This window comes from Streptomyces sp. NPDC051219 (genome assembly GCF_040682335.1).
GTDB lineage: Bacteria > Actinomycetota > Actinomycetes > Streptomycetales > Streptomycetaceae > Streptomyces.
In genome coordinates, this window is sequence record NZ_JBFBAS010000033.1 from 17,678 (window position 1) to 30,633 (window position 12,956).

Below are 12,956 nucleotides of genomic sequence, written 5' to 3' on the forward strand. Positions count from 1 at the left end.
CAATGATCCCCAAGGCGTCCTCCTCCGTCCCCGGCGACGAGGCCCCGCGACCGGGGCTGCGCGAACGCAAGAAGCTCAGGACCCGGATCGCGATCCGCCGGGCCACGTACGCGCGGCTTCCGGGACGACCTGATCGAGCTGGTCGACCGGGCTCTGGACACCGTGAAGGGCGGCCTGGCGCTCTGAACGCCGGGCCGCCCCTCACACGCACGTACTCAGCTGGTCACCACGGACAGGTCACCGCCTGAGCAGGTCTCCCTTCCCACACGTGCGGCCGTCCCGGTCCGGGTCCAGCCGCAGTGGATCGTCCTTGCCGTTGACCTTCAGCCGGCCGTAGTCATGGGCCGCGAGCCACTCGCAGCGGGCCTTCGTCGTCGCCTTGACCGTCTTCGGGAAGACGGTCGGGACGCACACGTTGGCCGTGCCGTAGTGCCGGTCACAGCCGGCGATCGTCGGCGCGACCGGGGCCGAAGCCCGCTTCTTCAGCGGCTTCTTGGGCGCCTTCTCCGGATCGTCCGCGAACGAGTGGACGTGCGCCGACGGGGCGTCCTGCGCCAGAGCCGCGGGCCCGCCCAGGTGCACCCACTTCGCCACCGACGGAATGCCGTTGGCGTCGACCGCGTAGAGCATGTACCAGCCGGGCGGAGCCAGGTTCGGATTGCTGGTGACATTGAGGTCGATGTTGTTGCCGTCGACCGTGAGCGGCAGGTCCACGAACCGCTGGTTGGGGTCGGAGGAGTGGGTCACCGCCGCCGGACGGATCAGCTCCGCCTTGGCGATGGGCCGGTTCACGGTGATCCGCTGGGTGTCCCCGTACGTCCACTGCGAGTCGATGACCGAAGTGATCTGCGGTCGGGCGCCCTTGAGCAGGTACGGGGGCGTGTAGACCGACACGTTGTGGTTGAAGGTGCCGTTGCCCGGGTTGTCGCCGACCGCCATCACCCGGCCGTCGGGCAGCAGGAACGCCGACGAGTGGTACGTCCGCGGAATCGGGTCCGCCGCAAGACCCGACTCGTACGTGTTCGTCGTCGGGTCGAAGAACGACGCCTCGTACACCGGATCGGCCCTGTCGTGCAGACCGCCGCCGGTCTCCAGCACCTTCCCGTCGGGCAGCAGCACGGCCGAGACGTACATCTTGCCCTCCGCGCCCGTCTGTGGACGCTTGCCCTGCCCCTGGTCGACCTGGCCCTGCGGCAGCGGCGGGCCGGGCGTGTAGACCGGGTTGGACTCCTTGAGGTCGATGATGTCCGTGTACCGGTTCGCGACCGGGTTGCTCTCGTTGTTTCCGCCACCGACGGTCAGTACCCGCTGGTCCTGCGCCGGGGGCAGCAGCACGCTCGCCGACTCGTCGCGCTGGTCCTTGCTCTGCAGACCGGGCACGTCGGTGATGGTGTTGGCGTCGTAGTCGTAGATGGAGGCGCCCGTGCCCGGCGTGCCGTTGCCGAAGACGTGACTGCCGGAGTAGAACAGCCGGCCGTCCTGCATCAGGATCATCGACGGGTAGAGGCCCCAGTACGACCAGGTCTGGTTGACCTGGTGCATGGGCAGCCAACGGTTCTCCGCCGCGGAGAACTTCTCCGCCGTCACATTGCCGGTGGAGTCCTCCTTCAGACCGCCGAAGGAGATGACGTCACCGTTGCCGAGGACCGTCGCCGACGGGTACCAGTGCCCGCCGTTCATGTCGTTCGTCTTCGTATACGTCTCGGTCGCCGGGTCGAAGGTGTACGAGTCCTTCAGTCCCTGGTACCCGATCGAGCCGTCGGCCGACGGATAGCCCTTGTTGCCGCTCATCACCAGCACCCGGCCGTCCTGCAGCTGCACATGGCCGGCGCAGAACATGTCGACGGGCGTGGGAATGGTCTTGAAGGAGCCGTTCGCCGGGTCGTACACGGCCGAGGTGAAGGTGCCCGCCGCGAACATCGTCGGATCGTTGCCCGAGCCCGCGATCAGCAGGACCTTGCCGTTGTGCAGCACGACTGAGTGCATGGAACGCACCGGGTTCTGCACCGGAAGGACGTCCCAACGGCCCTTCTCGCACTCCACGGGAGTCGCCGTGCACTGCGGCTCGGGCGCCGGCGGCGCGACCTCTTCCATCACGTAGTCGTCGGTGGTGACACTGCCCGTGCCGTACACCGAGACGCCCCAGGTGATCTGGTCGGTGCCGGGCGGGATGACGGGCGTACGGACCTCGGCCCGCAGGTAGCCCGGACTGACCGGGAGAGTCTTGAGGTCCGTCCAGTACTGCCAGCCGGCCGTGGTGTCGTGCCGGAAGAGTGTGACCGAGGTGTCGGGGGTGTCGCTCTTGTACCAGAGCGACAGATCGTACTGCCGGTCCGGCGTCACCTTGGGCGCGCACGACGCGTTCTCGGTGATCAACGCCTTGCGGTCACCGTCCAGCCGCCGCGTCAGCGTCACCTTCATCGCCTTGGTGCCGGAGTGCGCGTCGGGAACGGTGGCGAACGTGAAGTCGTTGTCGCCCCAGCCGGACTTCGACCAGCAGGCCGGCATGTCTCCCGTGCCCGCCGTCTCGAAGCCCGCATTGGAGATCAGGTTGGGCGGCCCTGCCGAGGCCTGCTGCGGGACGGACACCAGCAGTCCCGCCGTCATGGCCCCGACAGCCAGCATCGCCTGTCTGCGCCTGCGGCCCTTCGGGATCGTGGATGGTGGCATTACGCGGTCCTTTCTGTGCGGCTCCCTCGGCTGCTTCGGCCGCTCCTGCGCGGCAGATAGACCAGGGCTTCGGTGGCCGCGAACCGCAGCACGAAGGTGGTCAGCAGCGCGAGCGTGGTGGCGGGCAGAACCGCCAGGTCGAACTGGCCCACGAACAGGGCGATCAACGGGATGCGCAGCAGCAGGTCGGCGTTCGCCAACAGAGCGAACCGGCCCACCCGGTCAGCCCAGTGCCGGTGCGCACGGCGGTCGCGGAACAGCAGCACCTCGATGAGGAGGAAGTTCCACACGACGCCGAACTGGTTGGCAATGACCTCCGCCGGCAGGAAGTGCATCCCGGCGGAGGTGAGAAGGGAGAGGGCGACCAGGTTCGGTACGAACCCGGTGAGCCCGATCAGGCCGAACGCGAGCATCCGGGCCAGCGGCGACGACGTACGCAGCGCGGACAGGTGCTTGAGGAAGCGCACCCCTTCCTTCGCCGTCGACTTGGACTCACCGGCGAACCTGTCCTGGAAGACGAACGGCACCTCGGCGACCTTCTCCGGCCGGCATCGCACCGCCAGTTCCAGCAGGATCTTGTAGCCCAGCGGCCGCAGCGCGTCCGCGGTCACCGTGGACCGCCGGATCGCGAAGAAGCCGCTCATCGGGTCGCTGATGCCGCGCAGGCGGCGCGGGAAGAGCGCCTTGGCCAGCCAGGTGGCGCCGCGCGAGACGGCGATCCGGTAGCCGCCGGCCAGTCCGGCCCGGCTGCCACCGCGGATGTAGCGGCTGGCGACGACGAGTTCGGCGCCTGACCGCTCGCCGGCCGCGACCAGGTCGGGCACGAGCGCGGGCGGATGCTGGAGATCGGCGTCCATGACGACGATCCAGTCCGAGCCGGCCGCCTTGATGCCCTCGACGACCGCGCCGCCGAGGCCGCCCGTCGGAGTGTCCCGGTGGATGACGGAGACCGGAAAGGGGCAGTCCTGCGCAGCCTTGCCGATCACCTCCGGGGTGTCGTCCGTGGAGTCGTCGACGAAGACGACCTCGCACGGCAGCCGGGAGGGCACGGAATCGGTGAGCCGGCCCAGCAGCTCCCTCACGTTGGCCGACTCGTTGAAGGTCGGAATGATGATCGTGACAGCGCCGGGCTCGGCCACCTCGGCGGCCTGGAGTTCCGGATCGCCGAGCTCCTCGGCCCCTGTGGGATACACGCTCACCGCTCATCAGCTCCCGTGATCTTCCGGATCTCGATCCGGTCCTCGCCCTCGCCGAAGACGGCGACCGGCGTCGAATGCTCCAGTGCGGCCTTGACGTTGGGCAGATCCACGGCATCCCGGCGAACGGTCGGGGACGAGACGACGAAATCGATGTCCTGCCAGCCGCGCGGCATCGTCTTCGTCACCGCGGGGTCCAGGTCGGCCTTGTAGAACCAGATCGCGCCGAGCCCCGGCTGGTAGCCCTGGTGAACCAGGTCGAGCCAGAGGGCGTCGTCGACCAGCACCCGGGCGTCCGACGGGTCCGGCACCTCCTTACCGAGCCACGCGGCAGCCTGCCGGTACGGGCCGTTGGCGTCGGTGGTGAGCGCCGCCTGGTTGCCGTCGTACCAGCGCGGCACGACATACACGGCCGCAGCCGCGGCCAGCACCACGGCCACTGTCCAGCGGCCGTACGTGAACGGCTTGCCCTCGTGCTCCCGCCGCCGCTTGCGCAGTACGGCGTGGGCGACGCTCGCCGCGCCGCCGGCCAGCACCAGGGCCAGGAACGGCAGCGCCTGAATGACGTACATCGCGGGCAGGTAGCCGGACGGGCGCATCGCGACCACCGCGAGGATGGCCACCACCAGCGCGGGACCCGCGAGCGCCCGTGCGGTGACCGACCAGCGGGTGGTGAGCAGCAGCAGGGCCGCACCGGCCAGGCCGCCGAGCGGCAGCACCCGGTCGTAGTAGAGCCAGGACCTGAAGACGCCGTGCGAACCGGAGGCGGTGTCGAAGATGGAACCCGAGCCCTCGCGACCCATCTGGTACGTGATGCCGTCGATCAGCGACACATGGCCGGGCCCGGGGAACAGCTCGTTGTTCAGCAACGCGAACAGCGGGTAGGACAGGCCGATCATGGCGCAGGCGGTGATCGCACCGGTCACCGCGAACTTGCGGGTGTCCTTGTGGCTGTGCCGCCACATCGTCACCAGCAGCGCGGGCAGCACCACCAGCATCGTCTCCTTGGTGAGCACGCCGACGGCGGCGGCGAGCCCGGCACCGAAGTGGTGCCACAGGTGACGGTTGGGGGACGCGGCCAGGCAGAATGCCAGCAGCATCCACATGACCGCGATGTTGTCGAGGAAGATCTCACGCTGGAGCACGACGGAGAGCGGCGACAGCCCGAACAGCACCATGGCCAGCGCGGCCGCCCAGCGCGGCAGGAACAGCCGGCGCGCCAGTACGTACAGCAGCACCGCGCACGCGGCGCTGACCAGCAGCATCGCGAAACGCATCGTGGCCACGGTCATGGACTCGGGGGCGATCAGCGACGGAATCCAGGTGAGGCCGGCTATCTGGATCCAGCCGAGCGGCGGATGGTCGTACCAGTACGTGTAGTGGGCGAGGCCGTCGCCCTGCTGCACGGCCCACGCCTGCGCGAGGTAGGTGCCCTCGTCGTCGCTGAGCGTCGGGAAGTGGGTGATGTTCCAGCCCTGGACGAGCATGATCACGGCCAGCAGGCCGAAGCAGAGCAGCAGGTCGGGACGGGAGCTGCGGAACCGGATGACGGGCCGGACGTGTCCCGGGGCGGCCGTTTCGAGAGCCGGCCGCTGTGCGGCGAGGGTGGCTGTGTCGGTGTCGGTGTCGGTGTCAGTGGCCGTGGGCAGAGTTGCGGTCACCGGTGGACATCCTCTCGGGTCTCGGTGAGGTGCGCGCCGACGTGGCTGGTCAGCTCCCACTCGTTGCGGCCGCGCTGCTCCCGCCAGACGGCGCGCATCGCGGCGCCGGCCAGGAGGACCTGGTAGAACGGGCCGCCGACGATGAGCTTGAGGTAGTGGACGAAGCGGACGCGGAGGCCGTACTGCTTGCCGAAGTCGTGCAGTCCGACGATCTCGAAGACGAACGTGACCATGGCCGTGATCAGCGGCAGGAAGGTCACGATGGCGATGCCGACGGGGACGTCGAGGAAGAACGCGATGCCCGCGTTGAGCGGGATGATCACGCCCGAGAACGCCTGCAGGAAAGGCGTCATCAGGGTGTAGCGGGCGAGCAACCGCTGCCCGCGGCCGGGGAGTTGCTTCCAGTCCTTCTTCCGGTAGACCTGCAGAAAACCCTGGTTCCAGCGGGTCCGCTGCTTGAGCAGGCTCATCAGGGTGCCGGGGGTCTCCTCGCGGGTGACCATGTCGCTGTCGTACGCGACGACGACCTTCTTGCCGACGCTCGACAGACGTACGCCGAGGTCGCAGTCCTCCGCCAGGCAGTTCTGGTCCCAGCCGTCGGCCTCGCGCAGCACGTCCGTACGGACGAACACGGTGTTGCCGCCGAGCGGGATGAAGCCTTTCTGCGCGTGCAGGTGGAGGCGGGAGCGGAACCAGAAGAAGTACTCCAGGCAGTTGCGCAGGCTGTACCAGCTGGAGTGAAAGTTGATCAGCTGGACGCCGCCCTGGACCACATCGGCGCCGGTGGACACAAAGGCGTGGTCGACATGGGCGAGCAGTTCCGGGTGAACCTGGTCCTCGGCGTCGAAGACACCGACGATGTCGCCACGGCAGTGCGGGAGCGCGGTGTTGAGTGCCTTCGGCTTGTTCTTGACCTCGTGGGTGTCGGTGATGACCCGCACCCGCACCGGGTCGCGGGACGCCGCACGCTCGGCCACGGCGGCGGTCTCCGGGTCGTCGTGCCCGACGATCACGATGATCTCGTAGTTGGTGTGGCTGGATTCGAGCAGTCGCTCGATGGTGTGCTCCAGCACGGCCTGCTCGTGCCGGGCAGGCAGCAGCAGGGAGAAGGAGAGCCCCAGGCCCCCGTGCGGCCGGGCGAAGCTGGTGGCGGCGAGCGTCTCCGGCGTGCGCCATGCATGCATCTGCCACCAGAGCGTGAACGCCGCCATCCAGAACAGCGCCAGCGAAACGGCAGCAATAAACACAGAAGTGAACAAAAGGTCCCCCCTTGGACCTGCTGAGGCGCCGTGCGCCGCAGCATCGCGTGATTCCCCCAAGGGGCGGATCGCAGCCGGACCCCCTGTCCGGCGCTGCCCCTGTCTTCCCCCTCCGCGCACTCCCCAGTACGCGGGTCCGAGTCTCTCGTGGAGAGAATAGGGGGAGAAGGTGAAACTCAGACACAGATCAGATAAATACTGTGTTTCTGAACTGGCATGCGATCAAGTCGCGTTGACGCCGTGTACGGTGCACCCGCACGCGGCCCCCGGTCACGCAAGACCGCAGGTCCGGCGGGGCTGTCAGGCACCAACTCTTGTGTGCCGGGGGGCGGTCTGATCCGCCATCACGTATCCCGCGTCATGTCGGGCGTCACGTCGCGCGTCACCTCACCGTCACGTCACACGCCCGGCCGGACCCCCAGCTGCTCCGCCAGCGCCGACACGTCGGAGGTCGGTGCGGCACACACGAGGTGGCGGCAGACGAAAGCTGCCGGCCGGCCGTCCACCAACGGCCGCCCGGCAGGCAGCGGCAGCTCGTCACTCCCCGGCTCACCCACCGCTACCACCGCGCCCGGAGCCGTTCCCAGCAGTGCCGTCCGGTGCAGCTCCCGCGTCCGTACGTCGTCGAGGGCACCCACGACGGCCACCTCGCGCGGCCCGTCGAGCAGCGCCTCGGTGACCGCGAGTCCCCAGCCGATGAACCGCGGGGCACGCGGCCCCAACGCCTTTACCACACCCAACGCCCGCTCGGCAGCGGTGCGATGGCCCTCCGACCCGGTGTGCGCGGCATACGACAGCAGCGCGCCGGCAGCCGCCGTCCACCCCGACGGCGTGGCACTGTCGGTCGGGTCCTGGGGCCGGCGGATGAGCTGCTCGGCATCGTGCGCCGTGTCGAACAGGACGCCGTCCTCCCCCGTGAACTGATCCAGCACGATGTCCGTCAGGAACCCGGCGAACTCCAGCCACACGCCCTCCCCGGAGACCGCGGTCAGCGCCAGGAACCCCTCGGCGACGTTCGCGTAGTCCTCCAGCACACCCGCGTGCGCGCCCGTGCGGCCGTCCTTGGAGGTCCGGGCCAGTCGGGCATGGTCGTCCATGTGCACCCGGACCAGCAGATCGGCGGCCTCGGTCGCCCGCTCCACCAGGTCCGGCCGGCCGAAGAACGCCCCCGTCTCGGCGAGCGCGGCGATGGCCAGCCCGTTCCAGGCAGCCACGATCTTGTCGTCCCGGCCGGGGCGCGGCCGCTGCTCGCGGGCGGCCAGCAGCCGCTCCCGTACCGACGCGACCCTCGCGGCGTCCGCGACGCCGTCGCCCTGCGGCAGCTGAAGCACGGAGGCGCCCTCCTCGAAGGTGCCCTCCTCCGTCACGCCGAAGTACCGGGCGGCGAAGTCGCCGTCCTCCTCCCCCAGCACCTCACGCAGCTGCGCCGGAGTCCACACGTAGAACGCGCCCTCGACGTGCTTGCCCGTACCGTCGTCACTGTCGGCGTCCAGCGCCGAGGCGAACCCGCCCTCGCGCGTCCGCAGCTCTCGCACCATGAAGTCGGCCGTCTCCAGGGCCACCCGGCGGGCCTGCTCGGAACCGGTGGCCCGCCACAGATGCGCGTACACCCGGCAGAGCAGCGCATTGTCGTACAGCATCTTCTCGAAGTGCGGCACGACCCACTTGCGGTCCACCGAGTACCGCGCGAACCCGCCTCCGAGCTGGTCGTAGATCCCGCCGCGCGCCATGGCGTCACAGGTGTCCGCCGCCATCTGCAGTGCGCCCTCGGCTCCGGTGCGTGCGTGGTGCCGCAGCAGGAACTCGAGCGTCATGGACGCCGGGAACTTGGGCGCCCCGCCGAAACCGGCATGGTTCGCGTCGTAGTCCCTCGTCAGCCCGAGCAGCGCCTGCGCCAGCTCCTCCTCCCCGGGCACCCCGGGCGCCCCGTACGAGAGCGTGCGTCCGGCCAGGTCCCGCACGATCTTCCCGGCCACCTCCCCGACCTCCTGCCGCCGGTCGGTCCAGGCGGCCCTGATTCCTTCCAGGACCTGCTGGAAGGAGGGCATGCCGGGCCGGGGCTCGGGCGGGAAGTAGGTACCGAAGTAGAACGGCTCGGCGTCGGGCGTCAGGAAGACGGTCATGGGCCAGCCGCCCTGACCGGTGGCTGCCTGCACGGCTTCCATGTAGACGGCATCGACGTCGGGCCGCTCTTCGCGGTCGACCTTGACGTTGACGAAATGCTCATTCAGAAATGCCGCAGTTTCATCGTCTTCGAACGATTCGTGAGCCATTACATGACACCAATGACAACTGCTGTACCCCACGCTGAGCAGCACCGGCACCCCGCGCTCGCGCGCCTCCTCGAAGGCCTCGGGCGACCACGGCCACCAGTCGACCGGGTTGTCCGCGTGCTGGAGCAGGTACGGAGACGTCTCATGAGCCAGGTGATTCGGCATACTCCCATCCTGCCCCAACGTCCAGGTGATCCCCGTGATCGTCCGACTCCCTCGCGCTCGCGCGCCCCACGCAGGACACTTGTTCACTGAACCGAAGCTCTCGGAGGGGGATCCACATGCGGGACAGCCATCGCGCGGAAGCCGAGAGGCTGTTGGCACGGGCCGTGGAGGAAGAGATACGGCGGACCGGCGGGCAGGCGGACCGGACGGTGCTGACGGCACGCGCCCGCGAGGGGCTGGATTCCATGGCCGCCGCGGCGGCCGAGGAGTACACCGCCTACCTGCACGCTCTCGACGAGGCGGAGGCCGGACGGCAGCCGATCGGCGATCGCCTCACCAGACAGAGTCTGGGAACTCCCGTGCTCGTCACGGCGGTTGCCGCAGCCGCGGCCGTCGGGGCGGACCTGGCGCTCGGCACCGGAGCCGGGCCCGCCCTCGGGGCCGGGATGGTGGTCGCCGCCGCCGGGGCGGCGACGACCGTCCTGAAGGTGACCGCCTCGCACTGGCCCGCCGCCCATCGCCGGGCCGGTGCGCTGGCCCAGCCGGGCGGGGCCGAGCAGCTGCGGCTGCAGTGGCTGACGGCTCTGGACGTACGGGGCATCCGCCCGTTCCTGGACCAGCAGCGGATGGTGGCCGCGGCGACCCGTACGGGAACGGGGCGGGCGGCGAAGAAGAAGGCGGCGGCCGGTCCGCCCCTGCGCGGCACCGACCGGAGTGCGGCGGCCCGGCGGCGCACTGTGCTGGAGCAGTCGTTCGGGCATCTTCCGGAGCCCGCCGGGCCGTTCGCCGGCCGGCGGACCGAGCTGACCCGGATCGCGCAGTGGGTGCAGGCGGCTCGGGCCAGTACGGAGACGAAGCCGGTGATCGTGGTGCTGCACGGGCCGCCGGGAGTGGGGCGCACGACGCTCGCGGTTCGGGCGGCGCACCACCTGAAGGACCAGTTCCGGGGCGCCTGCCTGGTCGACATGCGCGGCGACAGCCGGGACGAGGCCCCGCTGTCGACGCGGGACGCTCTGCTGCATCTCCTGAACCGGCTGGGTGCACCGCGCGAGCAGCTGCTGTTCCGGGAGCGGTCCTCCGCGGAGCAGCAGGTCCGGAGGCTGGGCGAGCTGTACCACCAGCAGCTGACCGGCCTGCCGGTCGCGGTTGTCCTGGACGACGCGAGCGACGCGGCGCAGGTCCGGACGCTGGTGCCGGAGCGTTCGGAGAGCCTGGTGCTGGTGACCGCGCGCGGGCCGCTGGAGCTGCCCGCGGATATTCCGGCGTGGGTGCACCAGCTGCCGGTGGAGGCGATCGACGAGGCGGGGGCGGAGGAACTGCTACGGGCTGTGGCCGAGGATGCCGAGGGCCCGTACGACGGTGAGGCGACTTCGCTGGTACGGGAGTTGTGCGGAGGGCTGCCGCTGGCGCTGCGGATCGCGGGGTCCTCGCTGGGGCCGCGTACGCCGCGGGAGCTGGCCGCGGACCTGGGTGCGTACGGGCCGGTCGAGCCGGTCGAGCGGGCCCTGTGGCTGCGCTACACGGATCAGTCGGAGCAGGCGGGGCGGCTGCTGAGGCGTCTCGCGCTGGCCGGGCGGGCCAGTCTGGGGACGGCGGCGGCCGCCGCGCTGCTGGCCGCGGACGAGGAGGAGGCGCAGCGGCAGCTGGCGGCGCTGGCGGGAGCGGGGCTGCTGGACCGGGTGCGGGGCAGCCGCTACCGGCTGCACGACGCGGTCCGGGCATTTGCACATGCGCGGCTGGTCGACGAGGAGGAACCGGCCGAGCGGTCGGCGGCCCAGGAGCGGCTGATCCGCAGTTACGCGGAGCTGGCGGACTCGGTGATCCGGCTGGTGGACGGCAAGACGTCGACCCGGGCCGACCAGTTCGGGGGGCACGGGTTCACGTCGCTCGATGCGGCGCTGCGGTGGCTGGACGACGAGTCGAGCTTCATCACCGCGGCGCTGCGGCACGCGGAGGGTGTGGACCAGCGGGCCGTACTGGATCTGCTGGGCGCGCTGTGCGACTACTGCCTGCTGCGCGGCGACCTGTACCGGCTGGGCGAGATCAGCGAGCTGACGCAGGCGGTAGACCAGGGACTGCTGGTCCGGTCGGTGCAGTGGCGTACGGGCATCGCGGCGCGGCAGCTCGGTGAGCTGGACAAGGCCCGTACGACGCTGTCGTCGGTGGTGGACCTGTATTTCGAGGCCCAGCACGAGGCGGGCGCGGCCCGCGCCCTGTGCTCGCTGGGCATCACCCTGCACCATCAGGGGAACCTCACCGAGGCGGCGGCCAAGCTGCGGGAGGCACTGCGACTGCAGTCCGGCGACGAGCTGGCCGCGGACCGGGCGTGGACGCTGCACGCGCTGGCGGCGGTGGAACGGGACCGGGCGCAGCTGGCGGAGGCACTGACGCTGCTGACGACGGCGCTGACCCTGCACCGGGACAGTGAGAGCCTGCACGGCCAGGGCTGGGCGCACTTCCAGCTCGGGCAGCTGTACCTGCGGACGGGCGACGTACCGGAGGCCGAGTCGCAGCTGCGCGAGGCGCTCGACCTGTACGGGCGTACGCGCGACGGCCGCGGCGAGGCGTGGGCGATGACTCAGCTGGCCCGGGCCCGCCTGGTGGACGGCGACCCGGCGTCTGCCGTGGACCAGCTGCGGCCGGCGTTGTCCCGGCACCGCGAGGCGGAGGACGCGCGCGGCGAGGCCTGGACGCTGTACTACCTGGGCCAGGCGCTGGAGGAGCGCGGGGACATGGATGAGGCGGTGCGGGAGCTGGAGCGGTCGCGCACGATGTTCTCCCGCATGCGGGACGTGTACGGCCTGGCATGCGCCCGGCACCACTCGGGCCGGGCGACTCGCGATCAGCGCGCCGCGCAGACGGGGAACCTGCGCAACAGCGGTTTCGCCCGGCAGCTCCTGGTGGATGCCCGCCAGGACTTCCACCGGATCGGGGTCGCGCACGGGGAGGCGTGGACGTGCCTGGAGCTGGCGGTGATCGACGCGGGGAACCATCGCGCCCCTCAGGCGCTGGAGCTGTGCGACGAGGCGGCCCGCCTGTTCGCCTCGTACGGCGACCTCCGCGGCGGGGACTGGGCGCGCTTCCTGCGCTGCACGCTGCTCCCGTACGCCTCGGCGGGCGGCTCGGAGATCGGCACGGCGGTGGCCCAGGAGGAGCTGGCGCAGCTCCTGCGGAGCACGCATGCGACGCGGGACGGCAAGCTGGAGGACTGCGCGGAGGCGTACGCGCTGATCGTGGAGCGGGGCGTGAAGCTGGAGGACGGCTGGCAGGCCTGGCAGCTGGGCATGATCCCGAACCGTCACGCGCGTGAGGTCATGGGCGTACCGGTGGGCGCCGCCCGGCCGGCCCCGGCCGACCCGCCGACCGGCTGAGCGGCTGCCCCCAGGGCCCGGCCGCCCGGCCGCGGGGCGGCCGGTGCGCCGCCCGCGCGGAAAGTGCCCGGCGAGGCCCGGTGGAGGCCGCAAGCCTCCGGGCCCGGGGCGTGGTCGCCGGGGCGGCCGTCAGCCGCGATCGGGCTTCGGACCGGTGGCGGCCGGCTTCGCCTCCGCGGGGTCGGGGGCTTCCTCGAAGTCGACCCGGCCCATGTGGCGGTTCATCGACTTCATCAGCATCCACACGCCGACGGCCAGGGCCGCGAAAACGAGGAAGCCGAGGACTCCCGGGGTGACCTTGTTCTTGTCGAAGTCGGCGGCGAGCGGGACGAGCTGGGTCAGTGCGTGAGTAGCGCTCATG

7 protein-coding genes are annotated in these 12,956 nt (G+C 70.6%); 1 reads left to right on the forward strand and 6 read right to left on the reverse strand.

Going from position 1 to position 12,956, the window contains the following annotated elements:
- Positions 1–237: 237 nt before the first annotated feature.
- From AB0M62_RS28070 to AB0M62_RS28090, 5 genes are all read right to left on the reverse strand, one after another.
- On the reverse strand, positions 238–2,607 hold the full coding sequence (locus AB0M62_RS28070) for a galactose oxidase-like domain-containing protein (protein ID WP_366077120.1): 2,370 nt from the start codon (positions 2,605–2,607) through the stop codon (positions 238–240).
- Between the two features lie 62 nt (positions 2,608–2,669).
- Positions 2,670–3,869 carry a glycosyltransferase gene (locus AB0M62_RS28075; protein WP_366077080.1) on the reverse strand — a complete coding sequence of 400 codons (1,200 nt, stop codon included), beginning with the start codon at positions 3,867–3,869 and terminating at the stop codon, positions 2,670–2,672.
- Complete coding sequence (locus AB0M62_RS28080) at positions 3,866–5,413, reverse strand: phospholipid carrier-dependent glycosyltransferase (RefSeq protein ID WP_366077121.1); 1,548 nt, start codon at positions 5,411–5,413, stop codon at positions 3,866–3,868. Before AB0M62_RS28080 ends, AB0M62_RS28075 begins: the two co-directional genes overlap by 4 nt.
- Positions 5,414–5,523: 110 nt before the next feature.
- Entirely contained in the window at positions 5,524–6,786 is a 1,263-nt protein-coding gene (locus tag AB0M62_RS28085; RefSeq protein ID WP_366077081.1) for a glycosyltransferase, read from the reverse strand.
- 398 nt (positions 6,787–7,184) lie between these two features.
- Entirely contained in the window at positions 7,185–9,224 is a 2,040-nt protein-coding gene (locus AB0M62_RS28090; RefSeq protein ID WP_366077082.1) for a thioredoxin domain-containing protein, read from the reverse strand.
- Between the two features lie 116 nt (positions 9,225–9,340).
- Between AB0M62_RS28090 and AB0M62_RS28095 the strand changes: the two genes are divergently transcribed.
- On the forward strand, positions 9,341–12,595 hold the full coding sequence (locus AB0M62_RS28095) for a tetratricopeptide repeat protein (RefSeq protein WP_366077083.1): 3,255 nt from the start codon (positions 9,341–9,343) through the stop codon (positions 12,593–12,595).
- A 129-nt stretch (positions 12,596–12,724) separates the two neighbouring features.
- On the opposite strand, the gene AB0M62_RS28100 is transcribed toward AB0M62_RS28095, so the two are convergent.
- The gene (locus AB0M62_RS28100) at positions 12,725–12,955 is read right to left on the reverse strand and encodes a hypothetical protein (RefSeq protein ID WP_366077084.1); all 231 of its coding nucleotides are present in this window, start codon (positions 12,953–12,955) and stop codon (positions 12,725–12,727) included.
- Between the last annotated feature and the right edge of the window lies 1 nt (position 12,956).